This window comes from Streptomyces flavofungini, from assembly GCF_014650815.1.
In the GTDB taxonomy this organism is placed as follows: domain Bacteria; phylum Actinomycetota; class Actinomycetes; order Streptomycetales; family Streptomycetaceae; genus Streptomyces; species Streptomyces flavofungini.
The window spans coordinates 233151-256102 of the sequence record NZ_BMVR01000013.1 but is presented as its reverse complement, the minus strand read 5'-3'; the positions used below and the strand labels follow the sequence as shown (position 1 = coordinate 256102).

Below are 22952 nucleotides of genomic sequence, written 5' to 3'. Positions count from 1 at the left end.
CTGGCTGCCGTTTGCGTCGTGGCGGGACCGGCCGCCGTTTCGGTGGTGGCGGGGCTCGCTAGCGCTTGAGCTTCTTCGACTTCTCTATGGCTGCCGCCAGTTGTTCCAGTACGGGGGCGTAACCGGCGTAGCTGTAGCGCTCCTCCATGGACCACGGGACGGTCTGGCCGGCCTTGACGGCGGGGAGCTTGGTCCAGGTGGGCTTCTTCGCGAGCTGCTGCTCGTTGAGGGCGGAGGAACGGTTGTCGACCATGATCAGGTCGGCGTGGTACTTATTGGCGTTCTCCCAGCTCAGGAACTCCCAGAAGCCCCACTCGTCGCTCTTCTTGCCTTCGACGAACTCGACGCCGAGGTCCTTGAAGTAGTTGAGGTCGCAGTAGGAGTCGGGGACGGCGACGTACATCTGCTGGGCGTCGCCCGTCATCGCCAGGACCTTCAGGCCGCCATTGGCCTTCGCGGCCTTGCGCAGCCTCTGCTCGGCCTTCTGGAAGCGGGACTTGGCGGCGCGTACCTTCTCGGACTCCAGGTCGGCGCCGAGCGAGGCGGCCAGGTCGGTGTAGCGCTTGAGGGGTTCGAGGAGGGAGGCGCGGGCGCCGTTGATGCCGATCGTCGGGGCGAGGGCGGCGATCTTCTTGCTGCTCTCCTCGGGGACGAACCAGAGGTTGGGCGGCGGGAACATGTTGCTGATCAGCACGTCGGGCTTGAGGGACGCGTACTTCTCGATGTTGAACTGGCCCCAGGCCTCACCGAGGATGGTCAGTTTGTCGACATCGAGATCGCCGGCCTGCGGGTTGGGCTTGCCGCCGATGGGCTTGGACGGGCCGAAGACACCGGTGACCTCGACGCCGTAGTCGTGCAGGGCCGCGGCCGTGCTGATGAACGCGACGATGTTCTTCGGGGTCGAGTCGGAGCGCGCGGTCTTGCCCCGGTCGTCCTTGAAGCTCCAGGCCTTGCCGTCGGAGCCCGCGTTCGACGCCTTGCCGCTGTTGTCGGAGTCGTCGCTGCCGCAGGCGGTGAGCACGGCGCCGAGGCCCAGGGCGGCGCCGCCGGTGAGCAGGCCGCGGCGGCTGAGGCTCCCGGCGGGGCGGGCGGGGGTGAGGGTGCGGGAGGGGCGGAGCGCGCGCATCAGGCGACCTTCTTCGAGTCTTCTATCGCCGTGGCGAGCCGCTCGATGAGGGGCGCGTATCCGGCGTGGCTGAACTGGGCTTCGTTGAACCAGGGGATGGCCTGGTCGGATCGGGCGGCGGGCAGGCGGGCCCAGGTGGGTTTGGTCTTCTTGAGCTCGGCGGGCTGGAGGTTTCCGGTCCGTTTGTCGACAAGGATCAGGTCGGCTTCGTACCGGTTGGCGTTCTCCCAGCCGAGGTCCTGGAAGAAGCCGCCCTTGGCGGTGCTGGTGGGCGTCACGAACTCGACGCCGAGGTCGCTGTAGTGGCGCAGGTCGGTGAAGTCGTGCGGGTCGCCCACGTACATGCGGTCGGCCTGGGCCGCCATCGCGAGGACCCGGATGCCGCCGCGGGACTTCGCGGCCCTGGCGGCCTTGCGGAGCCGCTCGGACGCGTCCTCGAAGCGCTTCTTCGCCGCGGTCACCTTCGTGGCCCGCAGGTCGGCGCCCAGGGACTCGGCGAGTTCGGCGAAGCGGCCGATGGCCTTGGTCAGGGTCGTCTTGCCGGTGAGGATGCCGGCGCTGGGTGCGATCGGCAGGATCTTGTCGGCGGACTCCTCGGGGACGTACCAGAGGGTCGGGGAGACATTCATGGTGCTGACGAGGAGTTCGGGGCGCAGGCCCACGTACTTCTCGATGTTGAACTGGCCCCAGGTGTTGCCGATGACGGTCACCTTGTCGACATCGACACCCGCGGCCTGCACGTCGGGATCGCCGTTCTTGAGCTTGGTGGGGCCGAAGACGCCGGTGCACTCGATGCCGAAGTCGTGCAGCGCGGCGGCCGCGCCGATGTAGGCGACGACGCGGCGCGGCCGCCGGTCGGCCTTCGCCGTCCTGCCCCGGTCGTCCTTGAACGCCCAGGCTCCGCCCCGCTTCGAGGAGTTGCCGCCGTCACCCTTGTCGTCGCCGCACGCCGTGAGCAGCCCGCCGGCGCCGAGCGCACCGCCTGTGGCGAGCAGTGTGCGTCGCGACAGGAGGGAGGTGCGAGAGAGAGGCGAGAAGGGCGACCGAGGAGAGGGGCGTGACCGGGGCATACGTGGTGCTTCTCTCGTCTAAGAGCAATGGGAGGGTAGGCTAACCTAACCTCGTGTTGGTCGACAGTCCCCCCGAACCCCGCGCGGAAACCGCTCCCGCGCCGCCCGGCCGCCGCGCGCTACGCGGTGCCGGGCTCGCCCTCTCCGTCGTGCTGCTGCTGGCCCTGATGTTCGTCAGCATCTCCGTGGGCGCCAAACAGCTCTCCATGGACCAGGTCTGGCACGGACTGTTCGAGGACTCGGGGACGTACGCCGATGTCGTCGTCGGTGAGCGGGTCTCCCGCACCCTCCTCGGTGTCCTCGCGGGCCTCGGACTCGGCCTGTCCGGCGCGGTCCTGCAGGCCCTGACCCGCAACCCGCTGGCCGATCCCGGCCTCCTCGGCATCAACATGGGCGCGTCGGCCGCCGTGGTCACCGCCATCAGCTTCTTCGGCGTCACCTCACTGAGCGGCTATGTGTGGTTCGCGTTCGCGGGCTCGGCGATCGTCGGGGTCCTGGTGTACGCGCTCGGCGGCACCCGCAGTGCCACGCCCGTGCGGCTCGCGCTCGCCGGTACCGCGCTGACCGCCGCGCTCGCCGGCTACCTCCAGGCCGTGATGATCACGGACAACGCCGCGCTCGACAAGATGCGCTTCTGGACCGTCGGCTCCCTGTCCTCCGCCAAGATGGAGACCATCCAGCAGGTCCTGCCGTTCCTCGCGGTCGGGACCCTGCTCGCGCTCGGCCTGGCCCGGCCGCTCAACGCCGTGGCGATGGGCGACGACACCGCCCGCGCCCTCGGTGCCCATCTGGCCCGCACCCGCGCCCTGTCCATGGCCGCCGCGACGCTGCTGTGCGGCGCCGCGACCGCCGCGTGCGGGCCCATCGTGTTCGTCGGCCTGATGGTGCCGCACATGGTGCGCTCCTTCACCGGGCCCGACATGCGCTGGATCTTCCCGTACTCGGCTGTCCTCTCGCCCGTCCTGCTGCTCGGCGCCGACGTGCTCGGCCGGGTGATCTCGCGCCCCGCCGAGGTCCAGGTCGGCATCGTCACCGCGGCCATCGGCGCCCCGGTGTTCATCCTGCTCGTGCGACGGCGGAGGACGGCCCAGCTGTGAAGGCGATACGTACCCGCGGCGGGCTCTCGGTCCGCCTCGACGTCCGCACGGCCGTCGTGGTGGCGGTCCTCGTCGTCGCCACGCTGGCCGCGAGCGTCGTGCTCATCGGCACCGGCGACTTCGACATCCCCGCCGCCGACGTCATCCGCACCCTGCTCGGCGACGGCGACCCCGGCCAGGAGTTCATCATCAACGACCTGCGCCTGCCGCGGGTCTGCGTCGGCCTCCTGGTGGGCGCGTCCCTCGGACTCGGCGGCGCGCTGTTCCAGTCCATCTCCCGCAATCCGCTGGGCAGCCCGGACGTCCTCGGCATCGGGCAGGGCTCGACCGCCGGCGCGCTCCTGATGATCGTGGTCTTCAGCGGCAGCGCCACCCAGGTCGCCGGGGCCGCGCTGGTCGGCGGCCTGGTCACCGGCGCCGCGATGTATCTGCTCGCCTGGCGGCAGGGCGTGCACGGCTACCGGCTCGTCCTCGTCGGCATCGGCGTGAACGCCTTCGCCGTCGCCATGAACGGCTATCTGCTGACCAAGGCCGACTTCGTCGACGCGGCGCGCGCGGTCGTGTGGATGACGGGCTCGCTCAACGGCCGCGACTGGGACCAGGTCTGGCCGCTGCTCACGCTGTGCGCCGTGCTGCTTCCGCTGATCGTCATGTACGCCCGGCCGCTGCGGATGCTGGAGATGGGCGACGACACCGCGTACGCGCTCGGGGTGCCCGTCGAACGTACCCGCATCGTCCTCATGGGCGCCGCCGTGCTGCTCACCGCGGCCGCGACCGCCGCCGCCGGGCCGGTCAGCTTCGTCGCCCTCACCGCGCCGCAGCTCGCCCGCCGCCTGACCCGCTCGCCGGGGCCGAACCTGGTGCCCGCCCTGTGCATGGGCGCCGCCCTGCTGATCGTCGCCGACTGGGCCTCGCAGCGGGCCTTCGGCGCCGATCAGCTGCCCGTCGGTGTCGTCACCGGTGTCCTCGGTGGCGTGTATCTGCTGTGGCTGCTCGTCACCGAGCGCAAGGCGGGGCGCATATGAGTGCCCGCTTGAGCGTGCGTGCCCGCCCGGGCGTGCGTGCCTGCCCGAGCGCCCGTTGCGGCCGCGCTCCTCGGTGGGGGCGCGCATGACCCCGCGGACCCGGACCTCGTACGAAGAACCCCACGACCAGGAGCGTGCCCCCGTGAACCGGCTCATCGCCGACGACGTGACCATCGGTTACGACCAGCGTGTCATCGCGGAGAAGCTGTCCGTGGCGATCCCCGACAACTCCTTCACGGTGATCGTCGGCCCGAACGCCTGCGGCAAGTCGACGCTCCTGCGCGCCCTTTCCCGGATGCTCAAGCCCTCCGCCGGGCGGGTCCTCCTCGACGGCCAGACCATCCAGTCGCTGCCCGCCAAGCAGGTCGCGCGGACCCTCGGCCTGCTGCCGCAGTCGTCCATCGCCCCCGACGGCATCACCGTCGGCGACCTGGTGGCGCGCGGCCGCTACCCGCACCAGGGGCTGCTGCGGCAGTGGTCCAACGACGACGAGCGGATCGTGCGCGAGTCCATGGAGTCGACCGGCGTCGCGGAGCTGGGGGACCGGTACGTCGACGAACTCTCCGGCGGCCAGCGGCAGCGCGTGTGGATCGCCATGGCGCTCGCCCAGCAGACACCGCTGCTGCTGCTCGACGAGCCGACGACGTTCCTGGACATCCAGCACCAGATAGACGTCCTCGACCTGTGTGCGGATCTCCATGAGGAGCAGGGGCGGACCTTGGTCGCGGTGCTGCACGACCTGAACCACGCGGCTCGCTACGCCACGCATCTCATCGCGTTGCGCGACGGCAAGGTCCTGGCCGAAGGCCCGCCCGGGGAGATCGTTACCGCCGACTTGGTGGCGGAGACCTTCGGGATCAAGTGTCAGGTGATCGATGATCCGGAGACGGGTACGCCTTTGGTGGTGCCCGCCGCACGGAAGGCTCGCCTCGGCGGGTGAGCTGAAGGGTCGGGCGGGCCCTCAGAGAAGCTTGCGGAGGCGGAGCAGGTCCCGTAGGCCCGCCTCCAGGGTGACTCGGCCCGAGGCCCATGCCTTGGCGAAGTTCAGGTCGCCGCCGACCATCGCGACCAGGTCGTCGCCCGCCATCGCCAGGCGGATCTCCGCCCGCTCCCGGGGTGGGCCGGGGTGGTCGTCCAGGACCTCGATCCGGCCGTTCCGGAGGCGGCCGGTGAACGTGTTGTCCAGGTCTCTGATGTGGCAGCTCAGCGAGCGGTCGAGCGCGGCGGCACTGCGTACGTCGCCGTCGGCGCCCGCGAGGTTGTCCGAGAGTCTGTCGAGTGCGCTGCGGCACTCCGCCATGGTCGCCATCGTGATCGACGGTACCGCAGAGCTTCGATGTAGCGTCGTGGCATGAGCGACTGGACGCCGGGCCGTGAGCCCGAGCTCACAGAGGCGGAGCACGACATTCCGGCGGAGGCGGACGCCGACGTTCCGGTGACCCCGGAGGCCGAGGTCCCGGTGGGTCCGGACGCCGGTGATCCGGTCGGCCCGGAGGCCGACGCCCCCTCCGAGCCCGCCCCGCTGGAAGTGGTCCGCACCCCCACCGGCAACGCCGAGGTGGACGTCCAGCTCCAGCGTCTCGGCGACGTGGACCACCTCGCTACGGACGGCCACATCGAGGTGTACGAGGATGTGCACCGGGGCCTGCGTGACGCGCTGACCGCGCTGGACGCACGCCCCGGGCCTCCCGCCCCCTCGGGAGTGCCCGGATCATTCGACAACAGGAGCTGAACCGAACGTGGCAGGAGTGGCACGCCGCCGCCTCGACGCCGAGCTGGTGCGCCGGAAGCTGGCGCGCTCGCGCGAGCACGCAAGCCAGCTGATCGCCGCCGGCCGGGTGAGTGTCGGCAAGACCCTCGCGACCAAAGCGGCCACGCAGGTGGAGACGGCCGCCGCGATCGTCGTCACCCAGGACGACGACGATCCCGACTACGTCTCGCGCGGCGGCCACAAGCTCGCCGGCGCCCTCAAGGCCTTCGTACCGGAAGGGCTCGCCGTCGAGGGCCGGCGCGCCCTCGACGCGGGCGCCTCCACCGGCGGCTTCACCGACGTGCTGCTGCGCGCGGGCGTCGCCCACGTCGTCGCCGTCGACGTCGGCTACGGCCAGCTCGCCTGGTCGCTGCAGAGCGACGACCGGGTCACCGTCAAGGACCGTACGAACGTACGCGAGTTGACGCTCGACCTCATCGACGACATCCCCGTCGACCTGGTCGTCGGCGACCTGTCCTTCATCCCGCTGGGGCTCGTGCTGCCCGCCCTCGCGCGGTGCGCGGCGCCCGACGCGGACCTCGTCCTGATGGTGAAGCCGCAGTTCGAGGTCGGCAAGGAGCGCCTCGGCAGCGGAGGTGTGGTGCGCAGCGAGGAGCTGCGGGCCGAGGCCGTGCGGACCGTGGCACGGCAGGCGTGGGGGCTCGGCCTCGGGGTGCGCGGAGTGACCGCGAGCCCGCTGCCCGGACCCTCCGGCAATGTCGAGTACTTTCTGTGGCTGCGCGCCGGGGCGCCGGAACTCGACCCGGCGGACGTCGACCGTGCCGTGGCGGAGGGGCCCCGTTGAGTCAGACCCGAGCTCGTACTGTTTTTCTCCTGGCGCACACTGGCAGGCCCGCGGCCATCCGCAGCGCCGAACTCGTCGTGCAGGGGCTGCTGCGCAGCGGCCTCGGCGTGCGGGTCCTGGAGGCGGAGGCGGCGGACCTGCCGCTGCCCGACGAGGTGGAGCTGGTCAAGGAGGCGACCCCCGCGTGCCTCGACGCCTGCGAACTCCTCATCGTGCTCGGCGGTGACGGGACCCTGCTGCGCGGCGCGGAGTTCGCCCGCGCCTCCGGGGTGCCGATGCTCGGCGTGAACCTCGGCCGCGTCGGCTTCCTCGCCGAGGCCGAACGGGACGACCTGGACAAGGTCGTCGACCGCGTCGTCACCAAGGCGTACGAGGTCGAGGAGCGCATGACCGTCGATGTCGTCGTGCACAGCAACGGCGACGTCGTGCACCGCGACTGGGCCCTCAACGAGGCCGCCGTGCAGAAGATGTCGGCCGAGCGGATGCTCGAGGTCGTCCTGGAGATCGACGGCCGTCCCGTGACCGGCTTCGGCTGCGACGGCATCGTGTGCGCGACACCGACCGGCTCGACCGCGTACGCCTTCTCGGCGGGCGGGCCCGTGGTGTGGCCGGAGGTCGAGGCGCTGCTCATGGTGCCGATCAGCGCACACGCCCTCTTCGCCAAGCCGCTGGTGACCTCGCCGGACTCCGTCCTCGCCGTCGAGGTCCAGCCGCACACGCCGCACGGGGTGCTGTGGTGCGACGGGCGGCGGACCGTCGAACTGCCCGCCGGGGCGCGTGTGGAGGTGCGCCGGGGTGCCGTGCCGGTGCGGCTCGCGCGGCTGCACCACGCGTCGTTCACCGACCGGCTCGTGGCGAAGTTCGCCCTGCCGGTCTCGGGGTGGCGGGGGGCGCCGCAATGACGCTCCGCTGGGGCGCAGTGTGTAACCTGCGGGTCCGTTGTGGCTGGTCGCGCAGTTCCCCGCGCCCCTTCGGGGCGCTCCACCCCAGCGCCCGCATGTCAGGTGCCGTTCACCACCGCTATCGCCCGGCGACGTAGCACCAAGGCGACCGGCAGGCCCGTGGCGCCGAGGGCCAGGAGCAGGGTGCCGGTGGCTATGCCCGTCGGCACCGCCCACGGCAGATGCGGGACCGCCGAGCCGAAGGCCGTGCTGAGCATCGGGGCGAGGGTCGCCAGCGAGATCGCGGCGCCGATCAGCAGCGCCGTCCCGGCCACGACCACCGCCTCCCAGGCCGCCATCGCCCGCACCTGGCGCCGCTGGGAGCCCACGACCCGCAGCAGCGCCAGGTCGCGGCGGCGCTCGAAGGAGATCATGGCGAGGGTGTTGGCCGAGGCGATCGCGGCGAAGCCCGCGTACAACGACGTGCCCATGTAGTCCATCCAGACCTCGCCCGTGCTGCCCGCGGAGCCGGTGTGGTGCTGGGCCGTCGTATGCATCGCGATCTTCGTGAGGCCGAAGCCGACGACCAGGAGCAGGGGCACCACCGCCGCGGAGAAACGGCGCGGCTGGGAACGGACGTTGAGCATCGCCAGGCGCGCCGCGCTGCCGCCCAGACGCCCCACGGCCGCCGACACCAGCCAGGCCGCGGGCCCGATGAGCCGCGGCCCGAGCAGCCCCGCGCCCACGCAGAACAGGATGAGGACCAGGAACGCCCCTTCGTTCGCCTCGTCCGCGGGCTGCCGCGAGAGCAGTACCGACAGGAAGACACCACCCGCGACCGCGAGCAGCCCGAGCGGCGCCCGCAGCAGCCCGAGCCCGCGCCGCCCGGCCGCCGCCTCGTGCAGCGCGCGGGCGGGCCGCAGCAGGGAGAAGCGCAGCGAGGACAGCACGGCGGCCAGCACCGAGGTCACCACGGCCACGCCCAGGCACACGGGCAGCGCCAGCCAGCTGAAGCGGAAAGGCACCTCGGCCGGGACCAGGCCGTGCGTCACCATGCCCCGGAACCACCCGCGGGCCAGCACGCCGCCGAGCGCGAAGCCGGCCAGGGCGGCGGGGACGGACGCGGCCAGGGACTGCACGGCCACCGCGCGGCGGACCTGGCGGGGCCTGGCACCGATGGAGCGGACCAGCGCCAGCTCGCGGTGCTGCTGCACCACGGCCGTACCCATGGTCGAAGCGACCACGAATATCGACATGTAGATGGAGCCGATCAGCAGCACGGTCGCCGTGTCGCCCACGCTGTTCTCCGTGAGCCGCGCGCGGGCCTCGCGCGAAAGGCCGTCCGTGCTCGTCGTCAGCAACATCATCGTCGACGCGCTCACGACGGTCGCCGCGAACAGCGCCGCGACAGCCGTGCCGATGAACGCCGGGCGGTGCGCGTGCAGCGCCCCCCTCGCCAGTCCAGTACTCATGACGATCATGATCCTGCGGTCCGGGGACCGTCCACCATGAGGGCCGCCGCAGAATTCCCTTGAGGAAAACCCCACCCCGGCGGGTGACAGGTGACGATTTCGGGGCCTTCGCCACCTGCGCGTTCCCGCACGGACGCCAGGGCACGTCGCACAGCGGACCCCTGACCTCGTAAGGTCGTGTGCGTGTTGGAGGAGATGCGGATACGGTCGCTCGGAGTCATCGACGACGCGGTGGTCGAGCTGTCGCCCGGATTCACCGCCGTGACCGGCGAGACCGGAGCGGGCAAGACGATGGTCGTGACGAGCCTCGGCCTGCTGCTCGGCGGGCGCGCCGACCCCGCCCTGGTGCGGATCGGCGCCAAGTCGGCGGTCGTCGAGGGGCGCATCAGCGTGCCCTCGGGCGCCGCCGCGGCCGTGCGCGCCGAGGAGGCCGGGGCCGAACTCGACGACGGGGCGCTCCTCGTCAGCCGGACGATCTCCGCGGAGGGACGCTCCCGCGCCCACCTCGGCGGGCGCTCCGTGCCGGTCGGTGTGCTGTCCGAGCTGGCCGACGACCTCATCGCCGTACACGGCCAGAGCGATCAGCAAGGCCTCCTCAAGCCCGCCCGGCAGCGCGGCGCCCTCGACCGGTACGCGGGCGAGGCCGTCGCCGTGCCCCTCGACAAGTACGCCGCCGCGTACCGCAGGCTGCGGGCCGTCGCCACGGAACTCGACGAGATCACCACCCGCGCCCGCGAGCGCGCCCAGGAAGCCGACATGCTCCGCTTCGGCCTGGAGGAGATCGCCGCCGTCGAACCCCGCGCGGGCGAGGACACCGAACTCGCCGCCGAGGCCGAGCGCCTTGGCCACGCCGAAGCCCTCGCCTCCGCCGCGACGCTCGCCCACGCCGCCCTCGCCGGGAACCCCGAGGACCCCGAAGGCGTCGACGCCACCACCCTCGTCGCGGGCGCCCACCGAGCCCTCGAAGCCGTCCGCTCCCACGACCCCGCCCTCGCCGCCCTCGCCGGGCGCATCGGCGAGATCGGGATCCTGCTCTCCGACGTCGCCGGTGAACTCGCCGGGTACGCCGACGACCTCGACGCCGATCCGCTGCGGCTCGCCGCCGTCGAGGAGCGGCGCGCGGCCCTGACACAGCTCACCCGCAAGTACGGCCAGGACGTCGGGGCCGTCCTCGCCTGGGCCGAGGACGGCTCCGCGCGGCTCGTCGAACTCGAGGGCGACGACGACCGGCTCGCCGGACTCACCGCCGAACGCGACGCCTTGAGCGCCGAGCTCGCCGGGCTCGCCCGGGCGCTCACCGACGCGCGCGTCGAGGCCGCCTCGCGGTTCGCCGCCGCCGTCACCGAAGAGCTTGCCTCGCTCGCCATGCCCCACGCGCGCGTGACCATCGACGTCCGTCAGGCCGACGATCCCGACGGGGTCGAGATCGACGGGCGTACCGTCGCCTACGGGCCCGCCGGTGTCGACGAGGTCGAACTGCTGCTCGCCCCGCACCCCGGGGCGCCGCCGCGGCCCATCGCCAAGGGGGCCTCCGGCGGTGAGCTCTCCCGCGTCATGCTCGCCGTCGAGGTCGTCTTCGCCGGGACCGACCCCGTGCCCACCTACCTCTTCGACGAGGTCGACGCGGGGGTCGGGGGCAAGGCCGCCGTGGAGATCGGGCGGCGGTTGGCTCGGCTTGCCAAGTCCGCTCAGGTCGTCGTCGTCACCCACCTTCCGCAGGTGGCGGCGTTCGCCGATCGGCAGTTGCTGGTCGAGAAGACGAACGACGGGTCCGTGACGCGGTCCGGGGTGCAGGTTCTCGAGGGGGAGGACCGGGTGCGGGAGTTGTCCCGGATGCTGGCTGGGCAGGAGGATTCCGAGACCGCTCGGGCTCATGCGGAGGAGTTGCTGGCCGCGGCTCGGGGGGACGGGTGAGGACGGGGGCCCTGCGGGGCTTTCCCCAGTCCCGTCCCTTCCCGTAACCAGGGGCGGCTGCGCCCCCCTGGACCCCAGCCCGTGGCCGATGCCCCGTGCGGGCGGGACGGGGCGCCGCCGATCGCGCTGCGCGCTCGTCCTCAATCTCCCCCGAGCCCTTGAGGAGCAGGGGGGACCCCACGAACAAGCCGAGGGGGGAGAGCCCCCGGCAGGGCTCGTACCCTGACCCGCATGATCACCCCCACCCGCCGCCGCACCGCCTTCCTCACCGCCGCCACAGCCACCCGCGCCGTCCTGACGGCCCTGCGCACCCGCCCACCCGGCGACCCCACCCACTGGCAGCGGACGAACTTCGCAGGCCGCACGGTCGAGTTGCACGCAGGCCCCGCGGCCACCGCCGGTGCCGTGCTCGGCGCGACGGCACTCGCCCCCCGGCAACGCGCGGCGGCGAGCCTCGCCGTGCTGGCGGCGGGGGCGTGCGGGGCGTACGACGACGTGGCGGGCGCGGGGGACACCCGGCGCGGGTTCCGGGCGCATCTGGCGGCGCTGCGCGGGGGCGAAGTGACCAGTGGGGCTGTGAAGTTGTTCGGCGTCTCGGCGGCGGCGCTCGCCGCGGGCGCCCTGCTGAAGGAACGTCCCGTCGACAAGGTGCTCGCGGGTGTCGTCATCGCCGGTACCGCGCACTTCGTGAACCTCGTGGACGTACGACCTGGCCGGGCGGCCGCAACGGTGCTCGCCCTCGGCGCCCCCGGCCTGCTGCGCGCGGGGCCGGGCGCCACGCTCGCCGCCGCGTCGATGGGCGCTGCGGCGGCCGTGCTGCCCGACGACATGGCGCAGCGCACGATGATCGGCGACACCGGGGCGCACGCCCTCGGCGCGGCCCTGGGCGCGGCCGTCGTCGCGGGCAACGGCCGCGCCGGTCTCGCCGCCCACGCGGCGGGCCTGGTGGCCGCGGCTGTGTGCGGGGACACGGTGAGCAGGGTGGCTCGGACCGGGTGTGTGCCGGAGGGGGCGGGGCGGCGCGCTGCCGCGTAAGCGGGGAGCGGGAGGCCGGGGGCCGCCTTCGTGGGAGCGGAGTCGGGCGACGGGTGTGGGGCGACGGGTGCGGGGTGTGGGGTGCGGGGTTGGGTGGGGGCGGGCAGGGCCCGGGCGTGCGGTGGTGGGTGTGGGGTGCGGGGATGGGCGAGGGCGGGCAGGCCCTGTGCGTGCGGCGGTGGGTGCGGGGCGTGGGGATGGGCTAGGGCGGACAGGCCCTGTGCGTGCGGCGGTGGGCGTGGGGTTGGGTGGGGGCGGGCAGGGCCCGGGCGCGTAGTGGTGGGTGAGGGGGGTGGGGGTTGGCGGGAGCGTCGGGTGTGGCGGGCTCGGGGGCTCGTCGGGGCCGGAGCGGCGGCTCTGCGGCATTCGGTGGGCCGAAGTTCGGTAAAGGCTTTCCGCCGTGGCGTCGGGCTTGCGAAGATGCGGGGGGTCGACGGGTGGTTGGCCGGAGCCGGGGAGGGCGTTCGGTCGTGGACCTGGCCCTGGGTCCGGCGCCCGTGCTCACCCGAGTGGGTGATCCGGCGCGTGAAGTTGTCCGGCCCGACGCGGAAGGGACCTTTCAGCGGTGCCGGAACGGCCGTACGTACTGGCATTCTTGGCGCTGTGTGTGAGCGGGCCACCGACCGCCCGTACCGTCGGCGCCCACCCATCACTCGGCGCGCCGCCCAGCCGCCGACCCGACCCAGGAGCCCCGGCCACGTGAGCCACGTGAGCACCCCCGCACCGCAAGGCCAGCCGCCGCTGCACACCGTGCAGGTCCTCGGCGGTGGCAGCGCGGGCAGCAGCGCGCACGTCAGGTCCCTGGCGACAGGGCTCGCCGCGCGCGGTGTGCGCGTCACCGTGTGCGCCCCGACCGAGGCCGACGAGGCGTACGACTTCGCGGGCACCGGCGCCCGCCACGTCCCCGTGCCGCGCCGCAGCGACCCCGCCTCCGTCGCCGCCCTGCGGACCGCCTGCGCCGACGCCGACCTGGTGCACGCGCACGGGCTGCACGCCGCACTCCGGGCCGCCATCGCCCTCACCGGCCGCCGCATCCCGCTCGTCGTCACCTGGCACACCCGCGCCCAGGCCTCCGGCGCCCGCGCGCACGTCCTGCGGGTCCTGGAGCGGCGCGTCGCCAAGGCCGCCGCCGTGGTCCTCGGCACCTCCTCCGACCTCGTCGTCCGGGCCCGCGGCCGGGGGGCCCGCGACGCCCGCCTCGCGCCCGTCGCCCTGCCCACGCCCCGCCGCCCCGAGCGCTCCGACAGCGAGCCCACCGGGCCCGGCCACAAGATCCGCGCCGAACTCGGCGCCGTCGACCGTCCCTTGCTCCTCGCGGTCGGCTCCCTGGAGGCCCACCGCGGCTACGAAGTCCTGCTGGACGCCGCCCGCGCCTGGGCCGGGCTCGCCCCGCTGCCGCTGCTCGTCGTCGCGGGGGAGGGGGCCGCGCGCGCCGCCCTGCAGGACCGCATCGACGCCGAGGGCCTGCCCGCGCGGCTCATCGGGCGCCGGGAGGACGTGCCGGAACTCCTCGCCGCCGCCGACCTCGTGGTGCTGCCCAGCGAGTGGGAGTCCCGCTCCCTGCTCGCCCAGGAGGCCCTGCACGCGCGCGTGCCGCTCGTCGCCACCGCCGTCGGCGGCATCCCCGAACTCGTCGGCGACGCCGCCGAACTCGTCCCGTACGGGGACGCCCGGGCCCTCGCCGACGCCGTCGTCCACCTCCTCGCCGACGGCGCCCGGCGCCAGGAACTGAAGGACCTGGGCACCGCCCAGGCCGCCACCTGGCCCACGGAGGACGAAACGGTCACCCAGGTGTTGAGTGTCTATGACGAGTTGACCCAGTCGATCAGTTCGTACTGATCAACCGATCGGGTCGTGCCGGTCAGTCGCTCGGAGGCGTCGGCGGTACGTGTCTGCGGGCCCGTAGCGCCAGGCTGAGGGCCAGGACCGTCTGCGGGTCGTCCAGGTCCGTGCCGAGGAGTTCGCCGATCCGGGCCAGGCGGTTGTAGAGGGTCTGGCGGTTGAGGTGCAGCTCGCGGGCCGTCTCGGCCTTGCGGCCCGCGTGCGCCAGGTACGTCTGGAGGGTGGGCAGCAGGGGCGGCTTGGAGCGCTGGTCGTGATCGCGCAGGGGGCCGATCGCGCGGTCCACGAACGCGGCGAGCGCGGTGCCGTCGTGCTGGTGCAGGCGCCACAGGAGCAGGTCGATGTCCAGGCGCCGGGCGTCGTACCAGGGCCGGTCCGGCAGCCCCTGCGCCGCCGTGGCCGTCTCCGCCGCGTGCCGCAGGCCCGACGCGGCCGCCGCCCAGCCGCCCGCCCCGCCGACCACCACGATCGGCGGCGGCGCCCCGGCCCGGCGCATGCCCGCCCGCTCCACCCCGGCCCGCAGCGCCGCCGCGACCCGGTCCGCGACCGCCGTGCGCTCGGGCTCCGCGCGCAGCCCGAGCAGGAGCGGAACCCTCCCTTCCACGGGACGTACGCCGAGCAGGACCGGCACCCCCACCGACGCCAGCTCCTCCGCGACCGCACGCGCGAGGACCGCCCAACCGCCGCCGGTCGGCAGGCCGTCGGGGATCCGCATGACGACCGGGAGCAGCGGGCTAGGCCCCGGCTTGAAGCCGAGCACCCGGGCCTGGGCGGGCGCGTCCTCGGCGGTGATCCGGCCCTCGGACAGGTCGGTGAGGAAGTCGCCGCGGCCGCGGGCCGCCAGCTCCTCCTCCTGCCTCGCCTGCATCAGGACCACCGCGAGGCTGCTCGCGGCCCGCTCGGCGGCGATCCGGTGGACGGGAAGGAGCGCGGACTCCACGGCGAGCAGGACGAGGCGGGCCCGCACCGATCCGGCGCCGGGTCCGCCGCCCGGTACGTCCACCAGGACGGCGCCCGCCGGGGGCCCGGCCCGGTCCTCGGGGCGCCCCCGGAGCCCCTCCCAGACCTGGAGCGGGTCGGCGCACGCGCTGCCCGCCCCGGCGGCGTACAGGAGCTGGCCGTCCGCCGTCTCCAGGAACACCGGGTTGCCGCTGAACTCGGCGAGGACGGAGAGCACTTGGGGGACGCCGCCGCCGGAGAGCAGCGCGCCGGTGCAGCGCCGGTGCACCTCCTCGGCGCGGCGCAGCAGTGCGTAGTGGCCGTTGACGATCTCCGTGTGCACCTCTTCGGTGACCGTCACGAAGGGCACCTCGCGGTGCAGCTGGACCAGGGGGAGGCCGGCCGCGCGGGCCGTGTCGACGAGCGCGGCGGGCAGGCGTGCGAAGCGCGGGCCCAGCTCGACGACCAGGGCCGCGATGCCGCGCTCGGCGAGGTCGCGGACGAAGGCGCGCTGCTCGGCCGGGCGGGAGCCGAGGCCGAGGCCCGTGGTCAGCAGGAGCTCGCCGCCCTTGAGGAGCGAGGCGATGTTCGGCACCTCGCCCGCGTGCACCCAGCGCACCGTGCGGCCCAGCCGGTCGGCGCCCGCGACGATCTCGGGGAGACCGCCGTGCAGACCGGGGAGTTCCAGCGCCCGCTGTACGGTGATGCCGCCCTGAGTGTCCTGACTGTCCATGGGGCGGACGGTACCTGACCAGGCCAGGTGGGCCGGTCGCCGTGCGGACTGCGGGAGTCCGCACGGCGGGCACGTGTCCTGGCCGCCGGGACTCCGGGAGGGACAGGGGGCCGGTCGGCGCCGCCCTCGTGCACGGGACGACACCGGCCCCCGTACACCTGGCGGCACCCGGTGCTAGCCCCCGTACGCCCCCGAAGCCGTCAGCCGCAGGGCCGTGTCGATGAGCGGCACATGGCTGAACGCCTGCGGGAAGTTGCCGACCTGGCGCTGCAGGCGCGGGTCCCACTCCTCGGCGAGGAGGCCGAGGTCGTTGCGCAGGGCGAGCAGGCGCTCGAAGAGCTTGCGGGCCTCGTCGACGCGGCCGATCATCGCGAGGTCGTCGGCCATCCAGAACGAGCAGGCCAGGAACGCGCCCTCGTCGCCTTCCAGGCCGTCCACGCCCGCGTCGTCGCCCGAGGTCGGATAGCGCAGGATGAAGCCGTCCGGTGTGGACAGCTCGCGCTGGATGGCCTCGATGGTGCCGATGACGCGCTTGTCGTCGGGCGGCAGGAAGCCCACCTGCGGGATCAGGAGCAGGGAGGCGTCCAGCTCCTTGGAGCCGTACGACTGGGTGAAGGTGTTGCGCTCCTTGTCGTAGCCCTTGTCGCAGACGTCCCGGTGGATGTCGTCGCGCAGGTCGCGCCAGCGCTCCAGGGGGCCGTCGGCGTCGCCGGACTCGATGAGCTTGATGGTGCGGTCGACGGCGACCCACGCCATCACCTTGGAGTGCACGAAGTGGCGGCGCGGGCCGCGCACTTCCCAGATGCCCTCGTCGGGCTGGTCCCAGTGCGTCTCCAGGTACCGGATCAGCTTGAGCTGGAGCAGGGAGGCGTAGTCGTTGCGGGCGAGGCCGGTCATGTGGGCGAGGTGCAGGGCCTCGGTGACCTCGCCGTACACATCGAGCTGGAGCTGGTGCGCGGCGCCGTTGCCCGCGCGGACCGGCGCCGAGTTCTCGTACCCCGGAAGCCAGTCCAGCTCCGCCTCGCCGAGCTCGCGCTCGCCCGCGATGCCGTACATGATCTGCAGGTTCTCCGGGTCGCCCGCGACCGCGCGCAGCAGCCACTCGCGCCAGGCGCGGGCCTCCTCGCGGTAGCCGGTGCGTAGGAGCGAGGAGAGGGTGATGGCGGCGTCGCGCAGCCACGTGAAGCGGTAGTCCCAGTTGCGGGAGCCGCCGATGTCCTCCGGCAGGGAGGTGGTGGGCGCGGCGACGATGCCGCCCGTGGGGGCGTACGTCAGTGCCTTCAGGGTGATGAGGGAGCGGACCACGGCCTCGCGGTAGGGCCCGTGGTACGTGCACTGGGCCACCCAGTCGCGCCAGAACTCCTCCGTCGCCGTGAGCGCCGCCTCCGGCTCCGGGTGGGCGGGCTGGTCCTTGTGCGAAGGCTGCCAGGAGATGGTGAAGGCGATCCGGTCACCGGGGGCGACCGTGAAGTCCGAGTACGTCGTCAGGTCCTTGCCGAAGGTCTCGGCGGTGGTGTCGAGCCACACCGAGTCGGGACCGGCGACGGCCACCGTGCGCCCGTCGACCTTGTGCACCCAGGGCACCACGCGGCCGTAGCTGAAGCGCATCCGCAGGGCGGAGCGCATCGGCACCCGGCCGCTGACGCCCTCGACGATCCGCACCAGCTGTGGGGCGTCGGTGTCGCGCGGCGGCATGAAGTCCGTGACCCGGACCGTGCCGCGCGGGGTGTCCCACTCGGACTCCAGGATCAGGGAGTCCCCGCGGTACGTACGCCGGGCCGCCGGTGCGGGCGGTGTGCCCGGACCATGGGCGGGGCCCAGGCGCCAGAAGCCGTGCTCCTCGGTGCCGAGGAGCCCGGCGAAGACGGCGTGGGAGTCGAAGCGGGGCAGACACAGCCAGTCGACTGTGCCGTCCCGGCAGACCAGCGCGGCGGTCTGCATGTCTCCGATCAGTGCGTAATCCTCGATGCGCCCGGCCACGTGCATCCCCATTCAAACGGCCACGTTCGCCCGCTCACGGGGCGCTCGTTCTACGGTCAAGGGTTCGCTGTAAAACGAACTGCCGGGCCCGATGGTTTCCAGTGATGTCCAGAAGTGCCGACGGGGGATGGTTCAGCCCGTGCGCACGGCTCGGCAGCGAGTGTCCGAGCAACATACATCGACGCCCCGGATATCTGCCCGCTCGTCCCGCCAACGTGACTACGCCGAACGAGTTCCGGGTGAAAGCGGTGCCCGTCCCGTACCCGTCCGGTGTTCGAGGGGTGAAGATCACGTACGCGATGTGAAAGCGCGTGTCAAGACGTGGCCGGAAGCAGCCCCGGTCTGTCGCTGATACCCTGGTAGCCCGTGAGCCGGTGGTCCTAGAACCCCCGAACCGCAGCGACGGCACCTCCCTCCGCACAGGAGCGGACGCCGGTACGCACCTTCAGACCGCGACGCACGGGAGCCCCCTCTTGGCCATGCCACCCACATCCACGACGACCAAGCACATCTTCGTCACCGGGGGTGTCGCCTCCTCCCTCGGCAAGGGCCTGACGGCCTCCAGCCTGGGTGCGCTCCTCAAGGCCCGGGGCCTGCGCGTCACGATGCAGAAGCTCGACCCGTATCTGAACGTCGACCCCGGCACGATGAACCCCTTCCAGCACGGCGAGGTGTTCGTCACCAACGACGGCGCCGAGACCGACCTGGACATCGGCCACTACGAGCGCTTCCTCGACGTCGACCTCGACGGCTCGGCCAACGTCACCACCGGCCAGGTCTACTCCCAGGTCATCGCCAAGGAGCGCCGCGGCGAGTACCTGGGCGACACCGTCCAGGTCATCCCGCACATCACCAACGAGATCAAGCACCGCATCCGCCGCATGGCGACGGACGAGGTCGACGTGGTGATCACCGAGGTCGGCGGCACCGTCGGCGACATCGAGTCGCTGCCGTTCCTGGAGACCGTCCGCCAGGTCCGCCACGAGGTCGGCCGCGACAACGTCTTCGTCGTGCACATCTCGCTGCTGCCGTACATCGGCCCCTCCGGCGAGCTGAAGACCAAGCCGACCCAGCACTCCGTCGCCGCCCTGCGCAACATCGGCATCCAGCCCGACGCGATCGTGCTGCGCGCCGACCGCGAGGTGCCGACCGCCATCAAGCGCAAGATCTCGCTGATGTGCGACGTCGACGAGGCCGCGGTGGTCGCCGCCATCGACGCCAAGTCGATCTACGACATCCCGAAGGTCCTGCACACCGAGGGCCTGGACGCCTACGTCGTCCGCAAGCTGGACCTGCCCTTCCGCGATGTGAACTGGACCCAGTGGGAGGACCTTCTCGACCGGGTCCACAACCCCGACCACGAGGTCGCCATCGCGCTGGTCGGCAAGTACATCGACCTGCCCGACGCCTACCTCTCGGTGACCGAGGCGCTGCGCGCCGGCGGGTTCGCCAACAAGGCCCGCGTCAAGATCAAGTGGGTCACGTCCGACGACTGCAAGACCCCGGCGGGCGCCGCCAAGCAGCTCGGCGACGTCGACGCGATCTGCATCCCCGGCGGCTTCGGCGACCGCGGCGTGTCCGGCAAGGTCGGCGCGATCCAGTTCGCCCGCGAGAACAAGATCCCGCTGCTCGGCCTCTGCCTCGGCCTGCAGTGCATCGTGATCGAGGCGGCCCGCAACCTCGCGGACATCCCCGACGCCAACTCCACCGAGTTCGACTCCGCCACCTCCCACCCGGTCATCTCCACCATGGCCGAGCAGCTCGACATCGTCGCGGGCGAGGGCGACATGGGCGGCACCATGCGACTCGGCATGTACCCGGCCAAGCTCGCCGAGGGCTCCATCGTGCGCGAGGTCTACGACGGCAAGGAGTACGTCGAGGAGCGCCACCGCCACCGCTACGAGGTGAACAACGCCTACCGCGCGGATCTGGAGAAGCAGGCCGGCATCCTCTTCTCCGGCACCTCGCCCGACGGCAAGCTCGTCGAGTACGTCGAGTACCCGCGCGAGGTCCACCCCTACCTGGTCGCGACCCAGGCCCACCCGGAGCTGCGCTCGCGCCCGACCCGCCCGCACCCGCTCTTCGCGGGCCTGGTGAAGGCCGCCGTCCAGCGCCAGCAGGAGTCCGGCAAGTAGCGGCGGGATACGGTTGCCGGGGTGCGCGCCCTGATGGGTGCGCACCCCGGTTTCTGTTTTGTGTGCACGTGGGAGGACAGCGCGACATGACGATCAAGGACACCGCCGAGGAGTGGCAGGTCACGGCGAGCGAGACCCCGTTCGTCGGGAACAAGACCTCGGTGCGCACCGACGACGTCGTCATGCCGGACGGGACGGTGGTCCGCCGCGACTACCAGGTCCACCCCGGCTCGGTGGCCGTGCTCGCCCTCGACGACGAGAACCGTGTGCTTGTGATCCGTCAGTACCGCCACCCGGTGCACCACAAGCTCTGGGAGATCCCCGCCGGACTGCTCGACGTCCCCGGTGAGAACCCACTGCACGCCGCCCAGCGCGAGCTGTACGAGGAGGCGCACGTCAAGGCCGAGGACTGGCGGGTGCTCACCGACGTGTACACCACGCCCGGCGGCTGCGACGAGGCCGTGCGCGTGTTCCTCGCCCGTGGCCTCTCCGAGGCCGACGGCGAGCGCTTCGAGGTCTCCGAGGAGGAGTCCGACATGGAGCTCGCCCGGGTGCCCCTCGCGGACCTGGTACGCGGTGTACTCGCCGGCGAACTGCACAACAACTGCCTCGTCGTGGGCGCCCTGTCGCTCACCGCGGCGCTCCAGGGCGACGGCGTGGACTCCCTGCGCCCGGCCGACGCGCCCTGGCCCGCACGGCCGTTCGAGGCCTGAGCGGCGCACGCCTCCGGCACCCTCCGTCCCCCGTCCGGCGGCGCGCGGTCTGACGATCTCCTGATCCGATCGGGCGACTTGTGGGCCCCGTGCGGCCCGGAACGCGGCAGCGCCTGAACTAGGCTCTGAAAGCGTCCCGACCGGAGTCCCGGCGGGTTCGTGCGCAGGCGGACGGGAGCGTTACCCGTGACGGATCAGGCGGTCGACACGGACGGTTCGGCGAGTGGCGCGCCAGCGCCCAGCGGCGCGGCGGCCGCCGCGGACGGCAGCCGATTCGTCGGCCGCCACCGGGAGTTGAAGGAACTCCGCGCCGACATCGACCGCGCCGGACTCGACACCCTCGCCGGCCGCAAGGCCCCCCGCGCCCGTGTGCTCCTCATCGCGGGCCGCCCCGGATCCGGCCGCACCGCCCTCGCCGAGGAACTCACCCGGCAACTCGCCGACGCCTACCCCGACGGCGTCCTGCGCGCCCGCCTCACCGACCCCGACGGCGCCGCCGTCCCCACCGAGCGCACGGCCCGCGAGCTGCTCGGCGCGCTCGGCGCGCCCGCGCCCGCCGGGGCGGACGAGGACGACCTGGCCGGAGCCCTGCGGGACGCGCTCGACGGCCGCCGTGCCCTGCTCCTCCTCGACGACGTCACCGACGGCGAGGGCGGCGCGCAGGTCGACCCGCTGCTCCCGGACACCCCCGACTGCCTGGTCCTCGCCGTGTCCGCGGGCCCGCTCACCGGCATCCCCGACGTCCGCCCCTGCACCTTGGGCGGCCTGGACACCAAGGCCGCCCTCGACCTGCTTGCCCGCAGCGCCGGATCGGTGCGCATCACCGTCGACCCGCGCTCCGCGGAGAGCCTGGTCGAGGCGTGCGGCGGGAACCCGGCCGCGCTCGCCATCGCCGGCGGCTGGCTCGCCGCGCGCCCCAAGGCCGCCGTCGCCGACCTCGCCAGGCAGGTCAGGGACTGCCCCGAGGAGGGTGCGGCGGACTCCGGCCTCGCCCGGGTCTTCCAGCACACCTACGCCGCGCTGCCCGCGCCCGCCGCCCGGATACTGCGGCTGCTGTGCCTCGCCCCCGCCGGGTACGTCGACCCGCACACCGCGTCGGCGCTCGCGGGCTGTTCGGTGTCGGCGGCCTGCTCCACGCTCGACGACTTCGTGGCGCTCGGCCTGCTGCGGGCGGTGGAGTCGCCGCTGCCGCAGTACGAGGTGCCGGGGTGCCTGGTGCCGTTCCTGCGGGAGTTGACCCAGGCTCAGGACCGGCCCGGGGAGGTGCAGTTGGCGCGGGCCCGGATGCTGGAGCGGACCGTGCGGCTGCTGCAGTCCTGCCGGGCGGTCACCGAGCCCGACGGCTCGACGGCCCGCAAGAGACTCGCCGGACTGCCCCGGGCGCTGCGCTTCCCGACCCCGCGCGCCGCCGCCGAGTGGCTGTGCATCCGGCAGCCCGCGCTGCTCGCGGCGGCCCGGCTCGCGGTCGCGGACGGCGATCTGGACACCCTCGCCCGCCGCCTGATGGCTGCCCTCGCCCGCGCCCTGGTCGCACACCGGGGCACCCGGGACGCGGCGCCCGAGCTGTACGCCGTCCACCAGCTCGTCCTCGACGTCGCCGAGCGCCGCGACCTGCCGCGCGAGCAGGCCGCCGCGCTCCTCAACCTCGCGGACCTGGACGCGCAGACGGGACGTACGCACGACGCCCTGGCCCGCTACCGCGCCGCGCTCGACTGCGGCCGGGCCGCCCAGGACCCGTACGCGACCGGCCGCGCGATGGAATCCGTAGGCGGTGCCTACCAGGAACTGGGGGACTGGCAGCGGGCCGCCGACTGGTACGGCAGGGCCCTCGCGCAGCGCCTGGCCCGCGACGAACGCGCCGACGCCGCCCGGCTGCACGGCCGCATCGCCACCACCCACACCTACGCGGGCCGCTACGGCGAGGCCCTGCGCAACTGGCGCTCGGCCGTCGCGGGCCTGCGCAAGATCGGCGACGTCGCGGGCCGGGCCCGGGCGCTGAGCGAGATGGCGCGCGTCCAGGAGTACGCGGGGCGGCCCGAGGAATCCCTTCGCACCTGCCAGGAAGCGGCCGAATGGGCGCGCGAGGCGGCGGACGTACGGCTGCAGGCGGCGCTTCAGGTGCGGCTCGCGGACACCCTGGAGCGGCTCGGCGACCCGACCGCCGCCGGGCTGCACCGCGCGGCCGCCGAGCGCATGCTGGGAGAAGAGTTCACCGAGGTCGCGGTGGCCGCGCCCGCGCCCGCGCCGCGCGCGGAAGCTGCGGAGGAATCCGCTGAGGACCCGGCGCCGGAACTGGCGGAGGACCCCGCGGCGGAACCGGAGGAGGACCCCGTGGCGGAATCTGTCCAGGCAGATGGAGCAGCGACCCCCGCCTACGAAATCCGTAGTGTATCCAGTCAAGATTGAAGTATTGGAAGGCTAGACAGCGAGAAATC

General features: G+C 73.2%; 18 protein-coding genes. 12 read left to right on the top strand and 6 right to left on the bottom strand.

All coding sequences use genetic code 11. The features are described from left to right. Positions 1-58: 58 nt before the first annotated feature. Positions 59-1126, bottom strand: a complete 1068-nt coding sequence (locus IE274_RS30360) for an ABC transporter substrate-binding protein (RefSeq protein ID WP_190119114.1) — start codon at positions 1124-1126, stop codon at positions 59-61. Then, entirely contained in the window at positions 1126-2196 is a 1071-nt protein-coding gene (locus IE274_RS30355; protein WP_190119113.1) for an ABC transporter substrate-binding protein, read from the bottom strand. Before IE274_RS30355 ends, IE274_RS30360 begins: the two co-directional genes overlap by 1 nt. A gap of 53 nt (positions 2197-2249) precedes the next feature. Between IE274_RS30355 and IE274_RS30350 the strand changes: the two genes are divergently transcribed. From IE274_RS30350 to IE274_RS30340, 3 genes are all read left to right on the top strand, one after another. Next, positions 2250-3293: a FecCD family ABC transporter permease gene (locus IE274_RS30350; RefSeq protein ID WP_190119112.1), complete on the top strand. Its 1044-nt coding sequence runs from the start codon at positions 2250-2252 to the stop codon at positions 3291-3293. Beyond that, positions 3290-4318: a FecCD family ABC transporter permease gene (locus IE274_RS30345; protein WP_190119111.1), complete on the top strand. Its 1029-nt coding sequence runs from the start codon at positions 3290-3292 to the stop codon at positions 4316-4318. Before IE274_RS30350 ends, IE274_RS30345 begins: the two co-directional genes overlap by 4 nt. A gap of 85 nt (positions 4319-4403) precedes the next feature. After that, positions 4404-5258 carry an ABC transporter ATP-binding protein gene (locus IE274_RS30340; protein ID WP_190119110.1) on the top strand — a complete coding sequence of 285 codons (855 nt, stop codon included), beginning with the start codon at positions 4404-4406 and terminating at the stop codon, positions 5256-5258. 21 nt (positions 5259-5279) lie between these two features. Here the strand turns inward: IE274_RS30340 and IE274_RS30335 are convergent, their stop codons facing one another. Then, a complete protein-coding gene (locus IE274_RS30335) occupies positions 5280-5627 on the bottom strand; it encodes an SCP2 sterol-binding domain-containing protein (RefSeq protein ID WP_190119109.1) in 348 nt (115 codons plus the stop codon). Between the two features lie 42 nt (positions 5628-5669). Between IE274_RS30335 and IE274_RS30330 the strand changes: the two genes are divergently transcribed. From IE274_RS30330 to IE274_RS30320, 3 genes are read left to right on the top strand one after another with little or no spacing between them, the layout of a single operon-like run. Then, positions 5670-6050, top strand: coding sequence for a hypothetical protein (locus IE274_RS30330; RefSeq protein WP_190119108.1), 381 nt, complete (start codon positions 5670-5672; stop codon positions 6048-6050). Between the two features lie 7 nt (positions 6051-6057). Continuing rightward, positions 6058-6873 carry a TlyA family RNA methyltransferase gene (locus IE274_RS30325; RefSeq protein ID WP_190119107.1) on the top strand — a complete coding sequence of 272 codons (816 nt, stop codon included), beginning with the start codon at positions 6058-6060 and terminating at the stop codon, positions 6871-6873. Further along, positions 6870-7775: an NAD kinase gene (locus tag IE274_RS30320; protein WP_190119106.1), complete on the top strand. Its 906-nt coding sequence runs from the start codon at positions 6870-6872 to the stop codon at positions 7773-7775. The genes IE274_RS30325 and IE274_RS30320 overlap by 4 nt, the downstream gene beginning before the upstream one ends. 98 nt (positions 7776-7873) lie before the next feature. On the opposite strand, the gene IE274_RS30315 is transcribed toward IE274_RS30320, so the two are convergent. Continuing rightward, entirely contained in the window at positions 7874-9226 is a 1353-nt protein-coding gene (locus IE274_RS30315; RefSeq protein ID WP_229909902.1) for an FtsX-like permease family protein, read from the bottom strand. A gap of 195 nt (positions 9227-9421) precedes the next feature. Between IE274_RS30315 and recN the strand changes: the two genes are divergently transcribed. The 3 genes from recN to IE274_RS30300 all read left to right on the top strand — a co-directional run bounded on the left by recN (position 9422) and on the right by IE274_RS30300 (position 14014). Further along, complete coding sequence (recN, locus tag IE274_RS30310; protein WP_190119138.1) at positions 9422-11140, top strand: DNA repair protein RecN; 1719 nt, start codon at positions 9422-9424, stop codon at positions 11138-11140. A 231-nt stretch (positions 11141-11371) separates the two neighbouring features. Next, a complete protein-coding gene (locus IE274_RS30305) occupies positions 11372-12175 on the top strand; it encodes a hypothetical protein (RefSeq protein ID WP_190119104.1) in 804 nt (267 codons plus the stop codon). 699 nt (positions 12176-12874) lie between these two features. After that, entirely contained in the window at positions 12875-14014 is a 1140-nt protein-coding gene (locus tag IE274_RS30300; RefSeq protein ID WP_190119103.1) for a glycosyltransferase family 4 protein, read from the top strand. A gap of 22 nt (positions 14015-14036) precedes the next feature. Here IE274_RS30300 and IE274_RS30295 read toward each other — a convergent pair whose 3' ends face one another. Beyond that, positions 14037-15689 carry a PucR family transcriptional regulator gene (locus IE274_RS30295; RefSeq protein ID WP_190119102.1) on the bottom strand — a complete coding sequence of 551 codons (1653 nt, stop codon included), beginning with the start codon at positions 15687-15689 and terminating at the stop codon, positions 14037-14039. Between the two features lie 174 nt (positions 15690-15863). Next, positions 15864-17675, bottom strand: coding sequence for a glycoside hydrolase family 15 protein (locus IE274_RS30290; protein WP_190119137.1), 1812 nt, complete (start codon positions 17673-17675; stop codon positions 15864-15866). A gap of 473 nt (positions 17676-18148) precedes the next feature. Between IE274_RS30290 and pyrG the strand changes: the two genes are divergently transcribed. The 3 genes from pyrG (at position 18149) to IE274_RS30275 (ending at position 22923) form a co-directional block, all read left to right on the top strand. After that, positions 18149-19804 (top strand): CTP synthase, encoded by a 1656-nt coding sequence (pyrG, locus tag IE274_RS30285; protein ID WP_190119101.1) that lies wholly within the window; start codon positions 18149-18151, stop codon positions 19802-19804. 86 nt (positions 19805-19890) lie between these two features. Continuing rightward, entirely contained in the window at positions 19891-20517 is a 627-nt protein-coding gene (locus tag IE274_RS30280) for an NUDIX domain-containing protein (RefSeq protein ID WP_190119100.1), read from the top strand. Between the two features lie 186 nt (positions 20518-20703). Further along, positions 20704-22923, top strand: a complete 2220-nt coding sequence (locus IE274_RS30275) for a tetratricopeptide repeat protein (RefSeq protein ID WP_372447288.1) — start codon at positions 20704-20706, stop codon at positions 22921-22923. The last annotated feature ends 29 nt before the right edge of the window (positions 22924-22952 follow it).

Bases quoted from the DNA above. Each gene is read 5' to 3' on its own strand.
- IE274_RS30315 (WP_229909902.1), bottom strand. From the start codon at position 9,226: ATGAGTACTGGACTGGCGAGGGGGGCGCTGCACGCGCACCGCCCGGCG.
- IE274_RS30280 (WP_190119100.1), top strand. From the start codon at position 19,891: ATGACGATCAAGGACACCGCCGAGGAGTGGCAGGTCACGGCGAGCGAG.
- IE274_RS30330 (WP_190119108.1), top strand. From the start codon at position 5,670: ATGAGCGACTGGACGCCGGGCCGTGAGCCCGAGCTCACAGAGGCGGAG.
- IE274_RS30305 (WP_190119104.1), top strand. From the start codon at position 11,372: ATGATCACCCCCACCCGCCGCCGCACCGCCTTCCTCACCGCCGCCACA.
- IE274_RS30295 (WP_190119102.1), bottom strand. From the start codon at position 15,689: ATGGACAGTCAGGACACTCAGGGCGGCATCACCGTACAGCGGGCGCTG.
- pyrG (WP_190119101.1), top strand. From the start codon at position 18,149: ATGCCACCCACATCCACGACGACCAAGCACATCTTCGTCACCGGGGGT.
- IE274_RS30360 (WP_190119114.1), bottom strand. From the start codon at position 1,126: ATGCGCGCGCTCCGCCCCTCCCGCACCCTCACCCCCGCCCGCCCCGCC.
- IE274_RS30340 (WP_190119110.1), top strand. From the start codon at position 4,404: ATGACCCCGCGGACCCGGACCTCGTACGAAGAACCCCACGACCAGGAG.
- IE274_RS30335 (WP_190119109.1), bottom strand. From the start codon at position 5,627: ATGGCGACCATGGCGGAGTGCCGCAGCGCACTCGACAGACTCTCGGAC.
- IE274_RS30355 (WP_190119113.1), bottom strand. From the start codon at position 2,196: ATGCCCCGGTCACGCCCCTCTCCTCGGTCGCCCTTCTCGCCTCTCTCT.
- IE274_RS30290 (WP_190119137.1), bottom strand. From the start codon at position 17,675: ATGCACGTGGCCGGGCGCATCGAGGATTACGCACTGATCGGAGACATG.
- recN (WP_190119138.1), top strand. From the start codon at position 9,422: ATGCGGATACGGTCGCTCGGAGTCATCGACGACGCGGTGGTCGAGCTG.